Below are 20,130 nucleotides of genomic sequence, written 5' to 3'. Positions count from 1 at the left end.
TGATAATTTCCGTTATAAGCCCATAATTATTTATGGATTTTACTTAAGTCAAAAATAGTTAATTGCCATTATTGCATAGCCATTCCTTCCATTTTATTTAATCTTTTAAAATCAAATGGATAACTAATAATTACAAAATGTGTAATTCTACAAAATAATAACAACCTCAAATAATGCCACCGGATCCTGCTTAGCTATTCAACTCCCAATAATATGAAATTAATCATTATCTGATGCGAATCATGCAAATGAAAACAAACTCATTAATATCAATTTTCGCGTGAGCAATATCACATTACGGATTATTTAACTGCCTAGTATAAATCACGAAATCAATTGAGCTTAGCCGCCATGTAATTAAACACACCACATGGCGCATGCCCTTTTTATTCTGAAAAACAGTTAAAGGAATAATTATGGAAAAGCATTACGTCGGTTCTGAAATTGGTCAATTGCGTAGCGTTATGCTGCACCGCCCTAATTTAAGCCTGAAGCGGTTAACGCCCTCAAACTGTCAGGAACTGTTATTTGATGATGTACTGTCGGTTGAACGGGCGGGTGAGGAGCATGACATCTTCGCCAACACGCTGCGCGAGCAGGGGGTGGAAGTCCTGCTATTGACCGACCTGCTCACGCAAACCCTTGATATCGCAGAAGCGAAAGCCTGGCTTCTTGAAACACAAATTTCCGACTATCGCCTCGGGCCAACCTTTGCCGGCGACGTGCGCGGCTGGCTGGCGGATATGCCGCACCGCGAACTGGCGCGGCGATTAAGCGGGGGATTAACCTACGGCGAAATTCCGGCAGCCATTAAAAATATGGTAGTGGATACCCACACGGCGAATGATTTTATTATGAAGCCGCTGCCGAACCATTTATTTACCCGCGATACCTCCTGCTGGATTTATAACGGCGTCTCCATTAACCCGATGGCGAAACCCGCCCGCCAGCGTGAAACCAATAATCTGCGCGCGATATATCGCTGGCACCCGGCATTTGCCGACGGCGATTTTATTAAGTATTTCGGCGACGAGAATATTAATTACGACCACGCCACCTTAGAAGGCGGCGACGTACTGGTGATTGGCCGCGGCGCGGTATTGATCGGCATGTCCGAGCGCACGACGCCGCAGGGCGTGGAGTTCCTCGCCAACAGCCTGTTTAAACACCGTCAGGCCGAACGCGTAATCGCCGTTGAGCTGCCTAAACATCGCTCCTGCATGCACCTCGACACGGTGATGACTCACATCGACGTGGACACCTTCTCCGTCTATCCGGAAGTGGTGCGCAAAGATGCCCAGTGCTGGACGCTCACGCCGGACGGACGCGGCGGCCTGCTGCGCACGCAGGAAACCGACCTGCTGCACGCCATCGAAAAAGCCCTCGGCATTAACCAGGTCCGCCTGATCACCACCGGCGGCGACGCCTTTGAAGCGGAACGCGAGCAGTGGAACGACGCCAACAACGTTTTGACCATCCGCCCGGGCGTAGTGATCGGCTACGAGCGTAACGTCTGGACCAACGAGAAGTACGACAAAGCGGGCATTACCGTGCTGCCGATCCCCGGCGACGAGCTGGGACGCGGTCGCGGCGGCGCGCGCTGCATGAGCTGCCCACTGGAACGCGACGGAATTTAAGGAGCCATCATGGAACGAAAACCCACTCTGGTTGTGGCCCTGGGCGGCAACGCGCTGCTCAAGCGCGGCGAGCCGCTGGAAGCGGATATCCAGCGCCAGAACATCGAGCAGGCCGCCCGCATCATCGCCGGGCTGACGGCGCAGTGGCGCGTGGTGCTGGTGCACGGCAACGGGCCGCAGGTCGGGCTGCTGGCGCTGCAGAACAGCGCCTACGACAAAGTGACGCCCTACCCGCTGGACGTTCTCGGCGCGGAAAGCCAGGGGATGATCGGCTACATGCTCCAGCAGGCGCTGAAAAACAATCTGCCCCAGCGTGAGGTGAGCGTCCTGCTCACCCAGGTGGAAGTGAACGCCGCCGATCCGGCGTTCAGCAACCCGACCAAATACATCGGCCCGGTGTACAGCGAGGCCCAGGCGAAAGCGCTGGCCGCGGAGAAAGGCTGGACGTTCAGGGCCGACGGCACCTATTTCCGCCGCGTGGTGCCCTCTCCGCAGCCGAAGCGCATCGTCGAGAGCGATGCCATTACGGCGCTGATCCAGCGTGACCACCTGGTCATCTGCAACGGCGGCGGTGGCGTGCCGGTAGTGGAAAACGCCAACGGCTATCGCGGCGTTGAAGCGGTGATCGACAAAGACCTCTCCGCCGCCCTGCTGGCGCGCCAGATCGAGGCCGACGCCCTGCTGATCCTCACCGATGCCGACGCGGTGTACCTCGACTGGGGCAAGCCGACCCAGCGCCCGCTGGCGCAGGTGACGCCGGAATTGCTTAAAGACATGCCGTTCGACGCCGGATCGATGGGGCCGAAAGTGGCCGCCTGCCGCGAATTTGTTGAGGCCTGCAACGGCATTGCCGGGATCGGCGCGCTGGCCGACGGCGCGGAGATCCTCGCGGGCGAGAAAGGCACGCTGATTCGTAACTGATCACTCATTTAAAAAGGATTTAGCCATGACCATCAACCTGAAAAACCGCAACTTCCTCAAACTGCTGGACTACACCCCGGCGGAAATTCAGTACCTGATCGACCTCGCCATCGAGCTGAAGGCGGCCAAAAAAGCCGGGCGCGAAAAGCAGACGCTGGTCGGGAAAAACATCGCCCTGATCTTTGAAAAAACCTCCACCCGCACCCGCTGCGCCTTCGAAGTGGGCGCGTTTGACCAAGGCGCGCAGGTCACCTACCTCGGCCCAAGCGGGTCGCAGATCGGCCATAAAGAGTCGATGAAAGACACCGCCCGCGTGCTGGGCCGCATGTATGACGGCATCGAGTACCGCGGCTACGGCCAGGCCATCGTCGAGGAGTTGGGCGAGTATGCGGGCGTGCCGGTATGGAACGGCCTGACGGACGAGTTCCACCCGACGCAAATTCTCGCGGATCTGATGACCATGCTGGAGCATTCACCGGGCAAAACTCTGCCGGAGCTGAGCTTTGCCTATCTCGGCGACGCGCGGAATAACATGGGCAACTCCCTGATGGTCGGCGCGGCCAAGATGGGGATGGATATCCGCCTCGTCGCGCCCAAATCCTTCTGGCCGGAAGCCGGGCTGGTTGAGCAGTGCCGCGCCATCGCCAAAGAAACGGGCGCGCGCATCACCCTCACCGACGATGTGGAAGAAGGCGTGCAGGGCACCGATTTCCTCTACACCGACGTGTGGGTCTCCATGGGAGAGCCGAAGGAGGCGTGGGCCGAGCGCGTCAGCCTGATGAAGCCGTATCAAATCAACGCGGACGTGATGAAGGCCACCGGCAACCCGAACGTCAAGTTCATGCACTGCCTGCCCGCGTTCCACAACGAGCACACTAAAGTGGGCCGCGAGATCGAGATGGCGTACGGCCTGAAGGGGCTGGAGGTGACGGAAGAGGTCTTTGAATCACCGAACTCCATCGTCTTTGACGAAGCAGAAAACCGCATGCACACCATTAAGGCGGTCATGGTGGCGACACTCGGCGACTAATCACCGCCCGGCGCGCCGCGGGGTGCGCCGGGATTCAGGAGAACATCATGGGCAAGTTCAAGTTTCCCTCCGCTTACACCATTCTCTTTTTTCTGATTGCCGTGGTTGCCGTGCTGACGTGGATTGTTCCGGCCGGGCAGTACCATATGGCGATGAACGAGGCGCTCGGCAAAGAGGTGCCGGTTGCCGGCACCTATGCGCACGTGGCATCGCACCCGCAGGGGCTGGTGTCGGTGCTGATGGCGCCGATTGCCGGGCTGTACGATCCGGAGTCCGGCCAGGCCGGGGCGATCGACGTTGCGTTGTTTATCCTGATCATCGGGGGATTTCTCGGGATCGTCACCAAAACCGGGGCAATTGACGCCGGGATCGAGCGCGTCACCACTAAGCTGCGCGGGCGCGAAGAGTGGATGATCCCGATCCTGATGGCGCTGTTTGCCGCAGGCGGCACGATTTACGGCATGGCCGAAGAGTCGCTGCCCTTCTATACCTTACTGGTGCCGGTGATGCTGGCGGCGCGGTTCGATCCGGTGGTTGCCGCGTCCACCGTACTGCTCGGGGCGGGGATCGGCACGCTCGGGTCCACCATTAACCCGTTCGCGACGGTGATCGCCGCTAACGCCGCCGGGATCCCCTTCACCAATGGGATCATGCTGCGCATCGCGCTGCTGGTCATCGGCTGGATCATCTGCGTGGCGTGGGTGATGCGCTATGCCCGCAAGGTGCGCAAAGATCCGTCCCTGTCGATCGTGGCGGATAAACAGGAGGAGAACCTCGCCCACTTCCTCGGCAACAAGGGCGAGCAGTCGCTGGAATTTACCCCGGTGCGCAAACTCATCCTGGTGATTTTCGCCCTCGCCTTCGCGGTGATGATCTACGGCGTGGCGGTGCTGGGCTGGTGGATGGCGGAGATCTCGGCGGTGTTCCTCGCCAGCGCCATTATCGTTGGGCTTATCGCCCGCATGAGCGAAGAGGAGCTGACGTCGACGTTTATCAACGGCGCGCGAGATTTGCTGGGCGTCGCGCTGATTATCGGCATCGCGCGCGGTATCGTAGTGATTATGGATAAGGGCATGATTACCCACACCATTTTGCACAGCGCCGAGGGGATGGTCACCGGATTGTCGACGGTGGCGTTCATTAACGTGATGTACTGGCTGGAGGTGGTGCTGTCGTTTCTTGTGCCTTCTTCGTCCGGCCTGGCCGTTCTGACGATGCCGATCATGGCGCCCCTTGCCGATTTCGCTAACGTCAACCGCGACCTGGTGGTTACGGCTTACCAGTCGGCGTCCGGCATCGTTAACCTTATCACCCCCACCTCTGCCGTCGTGATGGGCGGGCTGGCTATCGCCCGCGTGCCCTACGTGCGTTATCTGAAATGGGTCGCGCCGCTGCTGGGGATTTTGACGGTGGTGATTATGGTGGCGTTAAGCCTGGGCGCGTTGTTGTGATTTGCCGGATGGCGCTGCGCTCATCCGGCCTACGGATCGGTGCGGTGCCACCGGTTATTTCGGGAACTGATATGGGAACTATGATGGATTACGAAGAGTACTCTCCCAAAGAGCAACTACAGCTAACGGTCTGCCAGCGTCTGATCGCGGAAAAGAGCTATCTCTCTCAGGAAGAGATCCGCCGCGACTTGCAGGAGCGGGGTTTTGAGACCATCAGCCAGTCCACCGTTTCACGTCTGCTCAAGCTGCTTGGCGTCATAAAAATTCGCAATGCCAAAGGGCTAAAGATTTATTCGCTGAATCCCCAGCTGCGCCCTGCCCCCGACGCCGCGCGTACCGTCTCCGAAATGGTGGTAAGCGTGGAGCACAATAGCGAATTTATCCTTATTCATACCGTTGCCGGATATGGCCGCGCGGTGGCGCGTATTCTGGATTATCACCAGTTACCGGAAATTTTAGGCGTGGTGGCGGGAAGCAGTATCGTCTGGGTCGCGCCCCGGGTGGTGAAGCGTACCGCGCTGGTGCACAAGCAAATTAATTATTTACTCAGAATGCATTAATATTCATAAAGAACCGTTTGCATTGAGTAAAGCGTGCATTAAATCGCTTGATCCCAAAAACGAGCTGCGTATAATGCCCGACAATTTGCCGGGAGGAAGCATGGTCAAGCGTGTACGACATAACGTCTTACCGCGTCTGAAATCAGACGCTGGCCTGCCGTTTTTCTTCCCGTTGCTAAACCTATTCCCAGAGCCCCTCATTTGAGGGGCTTTTTTTTGCCCGGCGTCAGGAGATAAACATGAATCCGCTTTATCAAAAACACATCATTTCCATAAACGACCTCAGCCGCGAAGAGCTGGAACTGGTTCTGGAAACCGCGGCAAAACTGAAGGCCAATCCGCAGCCGGAGCTGCTGAAGCACAAGGTGATCGCGAGCTGTTTCTTTGAAGCCTCGACGCGCACCCGCCTCTCCTTTGAAACCTCCATGCACCGCCTGGGCGCGAGCGTGGTGGGCTTCTCGGACAGCAGCAACACGTCGCTGGGCAAAAAAGGCGAAACCCTGGCGGATACCATTTCAGTGATCAGCACCTACGTTGACGCGATTGTGATGCGCCACCCGCAGGAGGGCGCGGCGCGTCTGGCGACCGAGTTTTCTGGCGGCATTCCGGTGCTGAACGCCGGTGACGGCGCCAACCAGCATCCGACGCAGACCCTGCTGGACCTGTTCACCATTCAGGAGACGCAGGGCACGCTTGAAAACCTGAACATCGCCATGGTCGGTGACCTGAAGTACGGCCGCACCGTCCACTCCCTGACCCAGGCGCTGGCGAAATTTAGCGGCAACCGCTTCTTCTTCATCGCCCCGGACGCGCTGGCGATGCCGCAGTACATCCTCGACATGCTGGACGAGAAAGGCATTACGTGGAGCCTGCACGCCAGCATCGAAGAGGTGGTGGGCAACGTGGATATTCTCTATATGACCCGCGTGCAGAAAGAGCGTCTGGATCCGTCCGAATACGCCAACGTGAAGGCGCAGTTCGTGCTGCGCGCCAGCGACCTCGACGGCGCGCGCGACAACATGAAGGTGCTGCACCCGCTGCCGCGCATCGATGAGATTGCCACCGACGTGGATAAAACGCCGCACGCCTGGTACTTCCAGCAGGCCGGAAACGGCATCTTCGCTCGCCAGGCGTTACTGGCACTGGTTCTGAATCGCGAATTAGCTCTGTAAGGGGAGACGACCATGACACACGATAACAAACTCCAGGTTGAAGCCATCAAGCGTGGCACCGTGATTGACCACATCCCTGCGCAGGTGGGCTTTAAGCTGCTGACGCTGTTCAAACTGACCGAAACCGACCAGCGCATCACCATCGGCCTGAACCTGCCTTCCGGCGAAATGGGCCGTAAAGATCTGATCAAGATCGAGAACACCTTCCTGACCGACGAGCAGGTCAACCAGCTGTCGCTGTACGCGCCGGAGGCCACGGTTAACCGCATCGACGATTACGACGTGGTGGGCAAATCCCGCCCGAGCCTGCCGGAGCGCATCGAAAGCGTGCTGGTCTGCCCGAACAGCAACTGCATCAGCCACGCCGAGCCGGTTTCGTCCAGCTTTGCAGTGAAAAAGCGCGCCAATGACATCGCGCTCAAATGCAAATACTGCGAAAAAGAGTTTTCCCATTATGTGGTGCTGGCCAACTAATTGAGGTTGGTAATGAAATCCCGGCTGTTATAATGGCCGGGAACATTCTTAACGCTGTAATTCTGGAGAAAAAATGAGCAAAGTACTCGCGACGGAAAATGCACCAGCGGCTATCGGCCCATACGTTCAGGGCGTTGATCTGGGCAGCATGATCATCACCTCTGGCCAGATCCCGGTAAACCCGAAAACCGGTGAAGTACCGGCCGACGTGGCGGCGCAGGCGCGTCAGTCGCTGGAAAACGTGCAGGCTATCGTTGAATCTGCGGGCCTGAAAGTGGGTGATATCGTCAAAACGACGGTGTTCGTGAAAGATCTGAACGACTTCGCCACCGTTAACGCTACGTATGAAGCGTTCTTCACCGAGCACAACGCCACCTTCCCGGCGCGCTCCTGCGTGGAAGTGGCGCGTCTGCCAAAAGACGTGAAAATTGAAATTGAAGCGATCGCCGTACGTCGTTAATACATTTCAATAAACAGAAGGCAGCTCGGGCTGCCTTTTTTATTTCGGTTATTTTTACTCTCCGGGTAAAATGACACAGAGCCAGATCCATTATTAGACTCTCCCTCGCCTAGTAATATTCTCTAATAATGGATGAGTAATGAAACTTTCAAAAATTGCACTTGCCCTCGCAACAGTGACCGTTGCATCTTCGGCATTTGCTCACGGATATATTGAATCTCCTGCCAGCCGCGCCTATATGTGTAAGCTGGGTCAAAATATTGATTGCGGCTCCGTACAGTATGAACCGCAGAGCGTAGAGAAAACCTCCGGCTTCCCGACCGGGGCAGAGCCAGCAGACGGACACCTCGCCAGCGCGGGTATCTCTCAATATTCTCAGCTGGATAAGCAGAGCCTGAATGCGTGGACTAAAAACCCGATGACCGCGGGCCCGCATGAATTTGTCTGGCACCATACTGCGCCGCACAAAACCACCAACTGGCGTTATTACATTACCAAACAAAACTGGGACCCAAATAAGCCGCTAACTCGCGATCAGTTTGAATTAACCCCGTTCTGTACAATTAACGGAAATAGCCAGGCGCCAGCCGTAACTAAATCCATGACCTGTAATGTTCCTGAACGTACAGGCTATCAGGTAATTTACGGCGTATGGGAAATTGCAGATACCACAAACAGCTTCTATCAGGCTATCGACGTTGATTTCGGGAATGGCGGCAACGTTACCCCGGACGAAACACCTGCGGTTGTGTCCGAGTGGAGCAAAACCCTGAGCGGCCAGATTGCCGGTAATAACCTGAACGTGGGCGATAAAGTTATCGCACGCTTCTTCGACGCCCACGGCGAAGTGACCGCCATGCGCACCGAGATGACCATCGGCTCTGCTGAACAAGGCGACGCTAACCAGTGGTCCTACGATCTGGCGCAGAAGATCAACACCGCGCAGCACGACGTGCGCGTCGGCGTGAAGGATGAAGCCGGTGACATCAGCCCGGTTCACGGCGCCAACAGCGTCTTCGTGAAAGACGGCAGCACCTTACAGTCCGTTGCTATCTCTTATGAAGAGCAGAAAGCGCAGGTGAGCGAAACCATCGCCGTTACCGATCTGCAATACAGCAAAATCGAACATGGCAACGCGACCGTGACCTTCCACGTGAATACGCAGGGTGACGTGAATTTTGAAGCACACGTGATGAACCACCACGGTGCGGAAAAAGGCTACCTGAAGCAGGACATGAACAACAGCAATCAGGACGTCACCATGACCCTGACCGACGTGACCGCCGGTCACCACATGCTGAAATACTACGCGACCAATAAAGACGGCACCCTGTTCGCGCAGGACGTCCTGAACCTGATGCTGGAAGACGATGCCGCTGCGGATAGCACCGGCCACCACGACTTTACCTTCCCGGACAATATCGCGTCGTACAAGGCAGGTACCGTGGTGCTTCAGCCTAAAGACGGTAAGACCTACGAATGTAAGCCTTTCCCGTACAGCGGCTTCTGCGTGCAGTACAGCCCAACCGCAAACCAGTATGAGCCAGGTGTTGGCGCACACTGGAAAGAGGCGTGGGTTCTGAAGAACTGAGTGGCCTTTACGCCCGGCGGCGCTGCGTTTGCCGGGCCTACACCACGTAGGCCCGGCAAGCGCAGCGCCACCGGGCATGCGTGTTACTGATTTCGCGTGGCGCGTAGCAGCGTCTCCAGCGGATAGACCGCCGCAATCACCACCTCATCCTGCACCTTCGCCGCGCTGTCCAGCTCGCTCTGGATCGACGCGATCTCTTTGTCGTCCAGCGTCCCCTGACGCGCCACCAGATCCGTCAGCCTCAGGCCAATCGAGGCCAGCTTATCCACCTCCAGAATGACCGGCTTAATGGCCTTCAGCTGATAGCTGTTTTCGCTCAAGGCCAGCACGTCGCTGGTGTTGTTCTGCCAGCGGTTAAAGACGTGGCGCAGCGCCTCGGCGCTCTCCGTGTCTTCCGCGTCGCTCACCAGGCGGTCCGCCCACTTGTGCATCTGGCGCACGGTGGCGCTTTCGGCGTTCAACGCATCTGCAAGTCTGTTAAGCGGCTCAAACTGATGGTAGTTTCCGGCCTGGAACTTCAGGTGCTGGCGGGTGTAATACTGGGCCGGCTCGAGCGCCTGGGCGAGGATTTGCAGCGGCAGGGTGTCGGCATTGTTAGCGAGGCGCGTGAACTGCACCTGCTGCTGGGTATGCTGCTGCAGCCCGACGGACACCGTCGACCAACTGTCCATCGCCTGCAGGCGGGTATACATATTATCGACGTCGTTGACGTCCTGCGCGGACCACAGCCGCTCCGCCACCGCAAAGGCGCGCGGCCACAGGCGGATGTCCAGCACCGGCGCGACCACGTTTTCCGCCCACAGCGCGGCTTCGCCGCCGAGCAGGTTGGCCTGATTCGCCACGTCCGGCACGACCGGAGGGGTACCTTTCGGCACGTCGTCCAGACGCGTGCCGCTAATCGGGTAGCGGGTGTTTCCCACCAGGAAATAGCCGGTGAGTTTGTCGTTATCAACGTTGACCACCGGGCGCGTTTCACCCATCCAGGTGTCGACGGTAAAAGTCACCTGGTTGTCGTCGCGCCACTGAATGTTATTCACCGCCCGACGCGATTTCCCGGCAAAATCAATAAATCCGCGCCACCCGGCGTCACCTTTCACCAGCGTAAAGCTGCCTTCCACCGGTTTGCCCTTCAGGCGCGGCATGGAGAAAGCCCAGTTCTGGACGCTGTCGGTGTCCGCTATCACGTCCACGCCATTCAGCCCCTGCGGCACGATTTCGTTGCGGTAGTGATAGGCGGTGGACTGGGGCTGGTCGAGGTAGAAGCCGGTTGAGAGAATGCCCTTATAGCCGTTCTGCGCCACCTGCCCCAGCGCGTCCTGCCCCTGCCAGGACTGGATCAGAATGCTTTTCGGCAGATCGGGATGGTAGATCTCATCCCAGCCGACCATCTGCCGGTGGTGCTTCTCAAGGATCGTCTCCAGCTTGCGGTTGAAATACGCCTGCAGCGCGTGGCTATCCGCCAGTTTATTGTCGCGCATAAATCTCTGGATCGCCGCGTTTGCCTTCCACTGGCTGTCATCCACCTCATCGCCGCCAATATGCAGATACGGATCGGGGAAGATCGCCGCCAGTTCGCTGACCATCGCGTCGGCGAAGGTGTAGGTCGCCTCTTTGGTGGGATCCAGCACAGGCTTTAGTACGCCCCAGTGGCGCTCCATAGCGTACGGCCCCGGCGCGCTCATCAGCTCTGGATAGGCGACGGCAATCGCTGAGGCGTGGCCCGGCATATCGATTTCCGGCACCACGCGTATGCCGCGTTCGGCTGCGTAACGCACAATCTCACGCATCTGCTCAGGGGTGTAGAACAGCCCGTCGCTGGCAAGCTGGGTTAATTTTGGATAACGCTTCGAGGTAAAGCGCCAGCCCTGATCGTCAGTCAGATGCCAGTGCAGGACGTTGAGCTTGGCCGCAGCCATGCCGTCGATCTGACGCTTGATATCGGGTAACGGGATGAAATGGCGCGCCGAATCGAGCAGCAGCCCGCGCCACGGGAAGCGCGGCGAATCTTCGATGGTAACCCACGGAATCGAGGTGTTTTCGGCACCGTTCTGCATCAGCTGGAGCAAGGTTTCCATTGCGCGCAATGCGCCAAAGCGGGTGTTAGCGGAGATGTTCACGCCGTTGGCATCCACTATGAGTTTGTAGCTCTCATCGCTGTCCGGCAGCGGCTGCGGCTTCACCTTTTTAGCGATGGCGATACGGATGGTCGGCTTGTCAGGTTTTTCGGCCTGTGGCTGTAGCGTCCAGCCGGTTTGCAGCGCAATGCGCTGGCGCAGGCGGTTGACCGCGTCCCCCAGATCGTCGCCGCTGACGCTCACGGAGAGTTGATTGTTAAGCACCAGCGCGCCCTGCGTCGTCGGGCGTTCAACCTTCGCAGGCCAGGGCATCAGGGGAAGGTCGCCTGCCGGCGCGGCAAAAGCGGAGGCGCCGAGCATAAGCCCGGCGGTTAAGAGACTGTACCGTAACATGAATGTTCCTTATCTGACGGGCCAAATACAGGCAAAACATTCTGTTAACATGCGTACAAATTGTCGTCAAGCGAATGCGCCGACGGAGATCACAGGTTGTTGAATTTGGGAGGAAAGCCAGATGCCGGGTGGCGGCTTCGCCTTACCCGGCCTACGTTTGGATTGTGGCAAAATGAGCTTACTGCCACCCATATCGACGCGCATAGAATCCTTTCACCATCTGGGTCAGCACCATATAACCCGCGAGGATCGCCACCAACCACGGGAAGTAGCTCAGCGGCAGCGCCTGCAGCTGCAGGTAGCTTGCCAGCGGCGAGAACGGCAGCGCGATACCCAGCGCCATCACAATGCCCGTCATCATAATCAGCGGCCACGCGGCACGGCTCTGGATGAACGGAATGCGGCGCGTGCGGATCATATGCACAATCAGCGTCTGGGACAGCAGACCTACCACGAACCAGCCGGACTGGAACAGCGTCTGGTGTTCCGGGGTGTTGGCGTGGAACACAAACCACATCAGGCAGAAGGTCAGAATGTCGAAGATGGAGCTGATCGGCCCAAAGAACAGCATGAAGCGACCCAGATCGGCGGGGTTCCAACGCTGCGGCTTCTGGATTTGCTCGTCGTCCACGTTATCAAACGGGATCGCTACCTGAGAGACATCGTACATCAGGTTCTGGATCAACAGGTGCAGCGGCAGCATCGGCAGGAACGGCAGAAACGCGCTCGCCACCAGCACGCTGAAGACGTTACCGAAGTTGGAGCTGGCGGTCATTTTGATGTACTTGAGCATGTTGGCGAAGGTGCGACGCCCTTCGATGACGCCCTCCTCCAGCACCATCAGGCTCTTTTCCAGCAGGATGATATCCGCCGCTTCACGGGCGATATCCACCGCGCCGTCCACGGAGATGCCAATGTCCGCCGCACGCAGCGCGGGCGCATCGTTGATGCCGTCGCCCATAAAGCCCACCACGTGCCCTTCACGACGCAGCAGCGTCACAATGCGCTCTTTGTGCATCGGCGTCAGGCGGGCAAACAGCGTCGTGCGCTGGGCAAGCTGCGCCAGTTCGTCGTCGGTGAGGTGCTCAATGTCGCTCCCCACCACCACGTCGCCTGCGTCCAGCCCCACTTCGTGACACACTTTGGCCGCCACCAGCTCGCTGTCGCCGGTGAGAATTTTGACGGTGATGCCGCTCGCCTTCAGCGCCTTCAGCGCCGGTGCGGTGGTCTCTTTCGGCGGATCGAGGAATGCGATGTAACCCTCGAGGATCAAATCGGATTCGTCGATACGCTGATAGTCCCCCTCCCGCGCGGGCAGGAATTTGCTCGCCACCGCCACCACGCGCAGCCCCTGACGGTTCAGGTTGTCGGTGACGCGCTTGATGCGGCGCAGCATGGTGTCGTCCAGCGGCACGATCTCCCCGTTATGGCGCACCTGCGTGGAGACGTTCAGGATCTCCTGCAGCGCGCCTTTGCAGATCAGCTGGTGCACGTCCGGCTGCTCGCTCACCACCACCGACATGCGGCGGCGCTCGAAGTCGAACGGGATTTCGTCCACCTTCTGCCAGCGGCCGGAGAGCGTACGGGCGGCCTCCTCGTCCACGCCTTCCAGCACCGCCACGTCGAGCAGGTTTTTCAGCCCGGTCTGGTAGTGGCTGTTCAGCCACGCGCTGTGGAGCACGCGCTCGCTGGTTTTACCGGCGATGTCGGTGTGGTTCTCCAGCACGATTTTATCCTGCGTCAGGGTGCCGGTTTTATCGGTGCAGAGAATGTCCATCGCGCCAAAGTTCTGAATGGCGTCGAGGTGTTTGACGATCACCTTTTGTTTAGAGAGTTTGACCGCCCCGCGCGCCAACGTGGAGGTAACGATCATCGGCAGCATTTCCGGCGTCAGGCCGACGGCCACGGAGAGCGCAAACAGCGCCGCCTCCCACCAGTCGCCCTTGGTGTAGCCGTTGATCAGCAGGACAATCGGCGTCATGACCATCATAAAGCGGATCAGCAGCATGCTGACGCGGCCAATCCCTTTCTGGAAGGCGTTCGGCTCGCTCTCCTGCTCGCTGACGCGTCCGGCCAGCTGCCCAAACCAGGTGTTGCCGCCGGTGGCGGTGACAATTGCCTGCGCCGTGCCGCTGACCACCGTGGTGCCCATAAAGCACAGGGTGTCGCACTCGAGCGGGTTCATCTGCTGCGGGTCGCGGCTGCGCGATACCTTCTCAACGGGCAGGGACTCGCCAGTCAGGGAGGCCTGCGCCACGAACAAATCGCGCGCCTGGATGATGCGTAAATCCGCCGGGATCATGTCTCCCGCCGCCAGCTTCACCAGGTCGCCCGGCACCAGCTGGTCAATGGGCAGCTCAACCCAGGCGTTTTCGCCGAGGTCGTTAATCACGCGCGAGACGGTCGCGGTGTTGCTGACCATCGCCTTCAGGGCGTCCGCCGCTTTGGTGGAGCGGGCTTCCTGAATGAAGTTCAGCAGCGTAGAGATACCCACCATCAGGGCAATCACGCCCGCGGCAAAGAGATCTTCCGTCGCGTAAGAGATGATGCCGAGCACGGTCAGCAGCAGGTTGAACGGGTTGCGGTAGCAGAGCCACAGGTGCACCCACCACGGAGAGGGCTTCTGCGCCGGGATCTGGTTATCGCCGTGCACGGCGCGGATTTTTTCCACTTCAGACGCGTTCAGCCCTTCCGGATGGCCGCCAAAGGCGCGCCAGACTTCGTTTTCATCCATCGCCGCCACGTTCAGGCAGCGTTCGGTCAGGGACGCCGGGATCGCCGCTCCCGCCATGTTTTTGGCATTGGGCAGCGGGTCGCGCTGAACAAGACGGTGTGGCAGATGGCGGCTCAGCAGCGCCTGCAGCTGCCGGGTGATATTTTTAAACATAGACATTCCTCCGCATCCGCCAGGCGGACGCAGCATTCCCTTCAGGCGTGGCAAAGCCGTACCTGTCAGGCACTCAATTTTTCAAGCAGGAACGTTTGGGACGTTGCTGCCTCACATTACCGGTGAGACAGCAAAAGCTGGCTTACCGGAAAGAACAAATTCTCCCGTTCAGGAGAGGTGCGGGATCGGGATCCATAAAGCCTCCGGTAAGTAAAAAAACAGGGTGTCGCCGCGCAGTATAAAGATTTAAGCGTACCCTTTGTGACGATTCGGGCGGTATTATACGCGCCTGCAAATAAACAGTACGTAAACCAGACTTTGCCCATAGCGAAATCGCGCTATAGCATTAGGCTCAATTGACCATTTTGTCGTTGTTACAGGGAATACAGCATGCAGAACCGCCTTACGATTAAAGACATCGCGCGTTTAAGCGGCGTGGGGAAATCAACCGTCTCACGCGTGCTGAACAACGAAAGCGGCGTCAGCGAACGCACCCGCGAGCGCGTTGAGGCGGTCATGAATCAGCACGGTTTTTCCCCTTCCCGCTCCGCGCGCGCCATGCGCGGGCAGAGCGATAAAGTGGTTGCGATCATCGTTTCGCGTCTGGATTCCCTCTCCGAAAACCTCGCCGTTCAGACCATGCTGCCTGCCTTCTACGAGCAGGGCTATGATCCGATCATGATGGAGAGCCAGTTCTCGCCACAGCTGGTGGAAGAACATCTCGGCATGCTCCAGCGCCGTAACATTGACGGCGTGGTGCTGTTTGGTTTTACCGGCATTGACGAGGAGATGCTGAAACACTGGCAGCCGTCTCTGGTGCTGCTGGCGCGCGATGCCCACGGCTTTGCCTCCGTCTGTTATGACGATGAGGGGGCGATTATCACCCTGATGCAGCGCCTGTACGAAGAAGGCCACCGCCACATCAGCTATCTGGGCGTGCCGCACGCGGACGTTACCACCGGCAAGCGCCGCCACGAGGCCTATCTGGCCTTTTGCAAAAAGCACAATCTCCCTGCCGTGGCCTCCCTGCCGGGGCTGGGCATGAAGCAGGGCTACGAGCAGGTCGCCAGCGTCCTGACGCCGCAGACCACCGCGCTGGTGTGCGCCACGGACACCCTTGCGCTGGGTGCCAGCAAGTATCTGCAGGAGCAGCGCATTGATAACCTGCAGGTGGCGAGCGTCGGCAGCACGCCGCTGATGAAGTTCCTGCACCCTGAAATTATCACCGTCGATCCGGGCTACGCCGAGTCCGGCAGGCAGGCCGCCGCGCAGCTGATCGAGCAGATCAACGGGCGGAGCGAGCCGCGCCAGATCGTTATTCCTGCCCGTCTCTCATAACCCCCCTGAATCGTTTATTGTGATCTTCGCCCGATTTCGGGAACGTTCCCATTTTCGCCGTCACGCTGAAGGAGTAGGCTTGCGCTCAGGTCATTACCCCCCTCAACATCTGTCATGAGGTTTCATGATGAGTAAAGTCAAACAAGCAGATATCGATCGGCTGATCGTCCTGGTCGGCGGCCGCGAAAACATCGCCACCGTCAGCCATTGCATTACCCGCCTGCGCTTCGTGCTGAACGATCCGGCCAAGGCCAACCCGAAGGCGATTGAAGAGCTTTCCATGGTGAAAGGCTGCTTCACCAACGCCGGACAGTTCCAGGTGGTGATTGGTACCGAAGTGGGCGATTACTATCAGGCTCTGCTGGCGACCACCGGACACTCTTCTGCCGATAAAGAGCAGGCGAAGAAGGCGGCGCGCCAGAATATGAAGTGGCACGAGCAGCTGATTTCCCACTTTGCAGAAATCTTCTTCCCGCTGCTGCCGGCGCTGATCAGCGGGGGCTTAATTTTGGGCTTCCGTAACGTCATCGGCGATGTGCCAATGAGCGACGGTAAAACCCTGGCGCAGATGTACCCGGCGCTGCAAAGCATCTATGACTTCCTGTGGCTGATTGGCGAGGCGATTTTCTTCTATCTGCCGGTCGGGATCTGCTGGTCCGCCGTGCGCAAGATGGGCGGTACGCCAATTCTCGGTATCGTACTGGGCGTCACGCTGGTCTCTCCGCAGTTAATGAACGCTTACTTACTTGGTCAGCAGGTGCCTGAGGTATGGAACTTCGGTCTGTTTACCATCGCCAAGGTGGGCTATCAGGCGCAGGTCATTCCGGCCCTGCTGGCGGGTCTGGCGCTGGGCTTTATTGAGACGCGTCTGAAGCGCATCGTGCCGGATTACCTCTACCTGGTGGTGGTGCCGGTCTGCTCGCTGATCCTGGCCGTCTTCCTGGCGCACGCTTTTATCGGTCCGTTTGGCCGCATGATTGGCGACGGCGTGGCCTTCGCGGTGCGTCATCTGATGACCGGCAGCTTCGCGCCAATCGGTGCCGCGCTGTTTGGCTTCCTGTATGCCCCGCTGGTGATCACCGGCGTGCACCAGACCACGCTGGCCATCGATATGCAGATGATCCAGAGCCTCGGCGGTACCCCGGTCTGGCCGATTATCGCCCTCTCTAACATTGCGCAGGCCTCTGCGGTGACCGGCATCATTATCGTTAGCCGTAAGCACAACGAGCGTGAGATCTCCGTTCCGGCGGCCATCTCCGCCTATCTCGGCGTCACCGAACCGGCGATGTACGGCATCAACCTGAAGTACCGCTTCCCGATGCTCTGCGCGATGATCGGCTCTGGCCTGGCGGGCCTGCTGTGCGGCCTGAACGGCGTGATGGCGAACGGGATTGGCGTCGGCGGCCTGCCGGGCATCCTCTCCATCCAGCCTACTTTCTGGCAGGTGTTTGCCCTGGCAATGGCGGTGGCGATTATCGTCCCCATGGCGCTCACCACCGTGGTTTACCAGCGTAAGTTCCGTCAGGGCACGCTGCAGATTGTTTAACTTCATCTTTCGGGGCGCAGTTGCGCCCCTTCGCATTTGCAGGAACGCACTATGAATACCCTTCCTCACTGGTGGCAAAACGGCGTCATCTACCAGATTTACCCAAAGAGTTTTCAGGACACCACCGGCAGCGGCACCGGCGATCTGCGCGGCGTGACGCAGCGGCTGGATTACCTGAAAACCCTCGGCATCGACGCTATCTGGCTGACGCCGTTTTATATTTCCCCGCAGGTGGATAACGGCTACGACGTGGCGAATTACACCGCCATCGACCCGTCCTTTGGCACGCTGGATGACTTTGACGAGCTGGTTGCCGAAGCGCACGAACGCGGCATTCGCATCGTGCTGGATATGGTGTTTAACCATACTTCCACGCAGCACGCATGGTTCCGCGAGTCGCTGAACAAAGAGAGCCCGTACCGCCAATTCTACATCTGGCGCGACGGCACGCCGGAGCAGCTCCCCAACAACTGGCGCTCCAAGTTTGGCGGCAACGCCTGGCGCTGGCACGCCGAGAGCGAGCAGTATTACCTGCACCTTTTCGCGCCCGAGCAGGCGGATCTCAACTGGGAAAACCCGGCGGTGCGCGCCGAGCTGAAAAAGGTATGCGAGTTCTGGGCCGATCGCGGCGTGGACGGCTTGCGTCTGGACGTGATTAACCTCATCTCTAAAGATCAGGATTTCCCGGACGACACCATTGGCGACGGTCGCCGCTTCTACACTGACGGGCCGCGCATCCACGAATATCTCCAGGAGATGAGCCGCGACGTCTTCACCCCGCGCAACCTGATGACAGTGGGCGAGATGTCGTCAACCTCGCTGGAGAACTGCCAGCAGTACGCGTCGCTCGACGGGCGCGAGCTGTCGATGACCTTTAACTTCCACCACCTGAAGGTGGACTACCCCGGCGGCGAAAAGTGGACGAAGGCAAAGCCGGACTTCGTGGCGCTGAAAACCCTTTTCCGCCACTGGCAGCAGGGGATGCACAACAAAGCCTGGAACGCGCTGTTCTGGTGTAACCACGACCAGCCGCGCATCGTGTCGCGCTTTGGCGACGAAGGGGAACACCGCGTTCACGCTGCAAAGATGCTCGGCATGGTGCTGCACGGCATGCAGGGCACGCCGTATATCTACCAGGGTGAAGAGCTGGGCATGACCAACCCGCACTTCAGCCGCATCACCGACTACCGCGACGTGGAAAGCCTGAACATGTTCGCCGAATTGCGGGCCAATGGCCGTGAGCCGGATGAATTACTGGCGATTCTGGCGAGTAAATCCCGCGATAACGGGCGAACCCCAATGCAGTGGGACTCGTCGCACAATGCGGGCTTTACCGAGGGCGAGCCGTGGATTGGGGTCTGCGATAACTATGAAACCGTGAATGCCCGTACGGCGCTGGACGACCCGGATTCAGTGTTCTACACCTATCAGTCGCTGATTCGTCTGCGCAAAACCCTCCCGGTGCTGACGTGGGGGGATTACGACGATCTGCTGCCGGAACACCCTTCCCTGTGGTGCTATCGCCGCCAGTGGCAGGGCCAGACGCTGATGGTGGTGGCAAACCTGAGCCGAGAGCGCCAGCAGTGGCAGCCGGACCCGGTCCAGGGCGCATGGCAGGTCGCACTCAGCAACTATGAGGACGTCCCCTCTCGTCCCGATACGCTGCAACTGCGCCCGTTTGAAGCCATCTGGTGGGTGCAGGAATAAACGTCAGGAGATACAGCATGCTGTATCTCCTTTTTTATGTTTAGCGATACGCTAAATGTACGACGATAACTTTTACATCACGGCGTACCGAAAATAAAAATAGTCCTGCCAATTAAATAACCTCGGCAGGACATGATGAAAAAGACAATTATTAAAGTAACGTGTATTAGCGCATTATTATTGAGCACACAAGGATGGTGCAGAAATACGTCCGTCGACCTTCGCTTTGGCCATAATACGCGCTCTGACGTAAATGATTCTCGTATTAAGGTTATGCATCAGGCGGATAACGGTTTTTACTTCTCCGTTGAAGCCGCACAAAACCATAACGACACCTTTTTTGGTGATACCGACCGAAATAATCCCGATGACAAAGGATTAACGGAGGCGGCACAGGAGATTGAAACGCGCTGGCGCTTCAATCTGGGCAATGGCTTTGCCGTTGCGCCTGGCATGGTGACGGTTTTCACCCCCAGTAATACCCACTATCGCCCCTTCATTCAGGGCTGGAAAGCGTTTGATAACGGTCTGAACCTCTCTGCCCGTTACCGTTATAACACCATCAATGACGCGCACAGCGACAAAGAACTCGACGGCAGCGGCTATACCCGCCGTCAGTCACACCAGTTCGACATTTGGTTCGCGTACAATATTGGCAAATTCGGTATGTCCTACAACCCGCGCTTCCGCTGGCAGGATAATGTCGATCAGGGAACCGGGGATGATACCTACTGGGAGCATACCGTTGCGTTCAACTACCAGCTCGACGATGGCTGGACGCCTTACGTCGAGCTGGTGTCACTGGATAAAACCTATATCAACAATGACGGCAACCATGAAAATGATTATGCCGTACGTCTGGGGATAGTGAAGCAGCTCTGACGGCCT

The 20,130-nt window shown here is 58.2% G+C and carries 16 protein-coding genes and 1 pseudogene; 14 read left to right on the top strand and 3 right to left on the bottom strand.

What is annotated here, in order from left to right; translation table 11 throughout:
• Positions 1–416: 416 nt before the first annotated feature.
• The 5 genes from arcA (at position 417) to DG357_RS02570 (ending at position 5,599) form a co-directional block, all read left to right on the top strand.
• Positions 417–1,637 carry an arginine deiminase gene (gene arcA / locus DG357_RS02590; protein ID WP_008501384.1) on the top strand — a complete coding sequence of 407 codons (1,221 nt, stop codon included), beginning with the start codon at positions 417–419 and terminating at the stop codon, positions 1,635–1,637.
• A 9-nt stretch (positions 1,638–1,646) separates the two neighbouring features.
• Positions 1,647–2,558 carry a carbamate kinase gene (gene arcC, locus DG357_RS02585; protein WP_088204675.1) on the top strand — a complete coding sequence of 304 codons (912 nt, stop codon included), beginning with the start codon at positions 1,647–1,649 and terminating at the stop codon, positions 2,556–2,558.
• Positions 2,559–2,583: 25 nt separating this feature from the next.
• On the top strand, positions 2,584–3,588 hold the full coding sequence (argF, locus tag DG357_RS02580) for an ornithine carbamoyltransferase (RefSeq protein WP_003863360.1): 1,005 nt from the start codon (positions 2,584–2,586) through the stop codon (positions 3,586–3,588).
• Between the two features lie 47 nt (positions 3,589–3,635).
• Positions 3,636–5,039 carry a YfcC family protein gene (locus DG357_RS02575; protein WP_045259604.1) on the top strand — a complete coding sequence of 468 codons (1,404 nt, stop codon included), beginning with the start codon at positions 3,636–3,638 and terminating at the stop codon, positions 5,037–5,039.
• An 80-nt stretch (positions 5,040–5,119) separates the two neighbouring features.
• A complete protein-coding gene (locus DG357_RS02570; RefSeq protein ID WP_028015317.1) occupies positions 5,120–5,599 on the top strand; it encodes an arginine repressor in 480 nt (159 codons plus the stop codon).
• Positions 5,600–5,602: 3 nt separating this feature from the next.
• Here the strand turns inward: DG357_RS02570 and DG357_RS02565 are convergent.
• Positions 5,603–5,720 (bottom strand): annotated as a pseudogene (locus DG357_RS02565) (hypothetical protein).
• On the opposite strand from DG357_RS02565, the gene DG357_RS02560 reads away from it, so the two are divergent.
• From DG357_RS02560 to gbpA, 5 genes are all read left to right on the top strand, one after another.
• Positions 5,700–5,804 carry a pyrBI operon leader peptide gene (locus DG357_RS02560; protein ID WP_022646880.1) on the top strand — a complete coding sequence of 35 codons (105 nt, stop codon included), beginning with the start codon at positions 5,700–5,702 and terminating at the stop codon, positions 5,802–5,804. The pseudogene DG357_RS02565 and the gene DG357_RS02560 sit on opposite strands and share 21 nt — an antisense overlap.
• Positions 5,805–5,838: 34 nt before the next feature.
• On the top strand, positions 5,839–6,771 hold the full coding sequence (gene pyrB / locus DG357_RS02555; protein WP_028015316.1) for an aspartate carbamoyltransferase: 933 nt from the start codon (positions 5,839–5,841) through the stop codon (positions 6,769–6,771).
• Between the two features lie 12 nt (positions 6,772–6,783).
• Positions 6,784–7,245 carry an aspartate carbamoyltransferase regulatory subunit gene (gene pyrI / locus DG357_RS02550; protein WP_048960123.1) on the top strand — a complete coding sequence of 154 codons (462 nt, stop codon included), beginning with the start codon at positions 6,784–6,786 and terminating at the stop codon, positions 7,243–7,245.
• A gap of 73 nt (positions 7,246–7,318) precedes the next feature.
• Positions 7,319–7,705: a 2-iminobutanoate/2-iminopropanoate deaminase gene (gene ridA, locus DG357_RS02545; protein WP_003863373.1), complete on the top strand. Its 387-nt coding sequence runs from the start codon at positions 7,319–7,321 to the stop codon at positions 7,703–7,705.
• Positions 7,706–7,844: 139 nt separating this feature from the next.
• On the top strand, positions 7,845–9,296 hold the full coding sequence (gbpA, locus tag DG357_RS02540; protein WP_088204676.1) for an N-acetylglucosamine-binding protein GbpA: 1,452 nt from the start codon (positions 7,845–7,847) through the stop codon (positions 9,294–9,296).
• An 83-nt stretch (positions 9,297–9,379) separates the two neighbouring features.
• Here the strand turns inward: gbpA and DG357_RS02535 are convergent, their stop codons facing one another.
• Positions 9,380–11,764 (bottom strand): beta-N-acetylhexosaminidase, encoded by a 2,385-nt coding sequence (locus DG357_RS02535; protein ID WP_088204677.1) that lies wholly within the window; start codon positions 11,762–11,764, stop codon positions 9,380–9,382.
• Between the two features lie 178 nt (positions 11,765–11,942).
• A complete protein-coding gene (gene mgtA, locus DG357_RS02530) occupies positions 11,943–14,651 on the bottom strand; it encodes a magnesium-translocating P-type ATPase (RefSeq protein ID WP_088204678.1) in 2,709 nt (902 codons plus the stop codon).
• Between the two features lie 390 nt (positions 14,652–15,041).
• Here mgtA and treR point away from each other — a divergent pair, with 390 nt between their 5' ends.
• The 4 genes from treR (at position 15,042) to DG357_RS02510 (ending at position 20,124) form a co-directional block, all read left to right on the top strand.
• On the top strand, positions 15,042–15,989 hold the full coding sequence (treR, locus tag DG357_RS02525; RefSeq protein ID WP_028015312.1) for a trehalose operon repressor TreR: 948 nt from the start codon (positions 15,042–15,044) through the stop codon (positions 15,987–15,989).
• 127 nt (positions 15,990–16,116) lie between these two features.
• On the top strand, positions 16,117–17,535 hold the full coding sequence (treB, locus tag DG357_RS02520; RefSeq protein WP_045259643.1) for a PTS trehalose transporter subunit IIBC: 1,419 nt from the start codon (positions 16,117–16,119) through the stop codon (positions 17,533–17,535).
• Positions 17,536–17,586: 51 nt separating this feature from the next.
• Positions 17,587–19,242, top strand: a complete 1,656-nt coding sequence (gene treC, locus DG357_RS02515) for an alpha,alpha-phosphotrehalase (protein WP_088204679.1) — start codon at positions 17,587–17,589, stop codon at positions 19,240–19,242.
• Between the two features lie 135 nt (positions 19,243–19,377).
• Complete coding sequence (locus DG357_RS02510) at positions 19,378–20,124, top strand: oligogalacturonate-specific porin KdgM family protein (RefSeq protein WP_088204693.1); 747 nt, start codon at positions 19,378–19,380, stop codon at positions 20,122–20,124.
• Positions 20,125–20,130: the final 6 nt, after the last annotated feature.

Origin of the sequence: Enterobacter bugandensis (assembly GCF_900324475.1) — a bacterium.
Classification (GTDB): Bacteria; Pseudomonadota; Gammaproteobacteria; order Enterobacterales; family Enterobacteriaceae; genus Enterobacter; species Enterobacter bugandensis.
This window is presented reverse-complemented; position numbering and strand designations above follow the sequence as displayed.

Bases quoted from the DNA above. Each gene is read 5' to 3' on its own strand.
- DG357_RS02535 (WP_088204677.1), bottom strand. From the start codon at position 11,764: ATGTTACGGTACAGTCTCTTAACCGCCGGGCTTATGCTCGGCGCCTCC.
- arcC (WP_088204675.1), top strand. From the start codon at position 1,647: ATGGAACGAAAACCCACTCTGGTTGTGGCCCTGGGCGGCAACGCGCTG.
- pyrI (WP_048960123.1), top strand. From the start codon at position 6,784: ATGACACACGATAACAAACTCCAGGTTGAAGCCATCAAGCGTGGCACC.
- DG357_RS02575 (WP_045259604.1), top strand. From the start codon at position 3,636: ATGGGCAAGTTCAAGTTTCCCTCCGCTTACACCATTCTCTTTTTTCTG.
- gbpA (WP_088204676.1), top strand. From the start codon at position 7,845: ATGAAACTTTCAAAAATTGCACTTGCCCTCGCAACAGTGACCGTTGCA.
- treC (WP_088204679.1), top strand. From the start codon at position 17,587: ATGAATACCCTTCCTCACTGGTGGCAAAACGGCGTCATCTACCAGATT.
- DG357_RS02560 (WP_022646880.1), top strand. From the start codon at position 5,700: ATGGTCAAGCGTGTACGACATAACGTCTTACCGCGTCTGAAATCAGAC.
- pyrB (WP_028015316.1), top strand. From the start codon at position 5,839: ATGAATCCGCTTTATCAAAAACACATCATTTCCATAAACGACCTCAGC.
- argF (WP_003863360.1), top strand. From the start codon at position 2,584: ATGACCATCAACCTGAAAAACCGCAACTTCCTCAAACTGCTGGACTAC.
- ridA (WP_003863373.1), top strand. From the start codon at position 7,319: ATGAGCAAAGTACTCGCGACGGAAAATGCACCAGCGGCTATCGGCCCA.
- mgtA (WP_088204678.1), bottom strand. From the start codon at position 14,651: ATGTTTAAAAATATCACCCGGCAGCTGCAGGCGCTGCTGAGCCGCCAT.
- DG357_RS02510 (WP_088204693.1), top strand. From the start codon at position 19,378: ATGAAAAAGACAATTATTAAAGTAACGTGTATTAGCGCATTATTATTG.
- treB (WP_045259643.1), top strand. From the start codon at position 16,117: ATGAGTAAAGTCAAACAAGCAGATATCGATCGGCTGATCGTCCTGGTC.
- DG357_RS02570 (WP_028015317.1), top strand. From the start codon at position 5,120: ATGATGGATTACGAAGAGTACTCTCCCAAAGAGCAACTACAGCTAACG.
- treR (WP_028015312.1), top strand. From the start codon at position 15,042: ATGCAGAACCGCCTTACGATTAAAGACATCGCGCGTTTAAGCGGCGTG.
- arcA (WP_008501384.1), top strand. From the start codon at position 417: ATGGAAAAGCATTACGTCGGTTCTGAAATTGGTCAATTGCGTAGCGTT.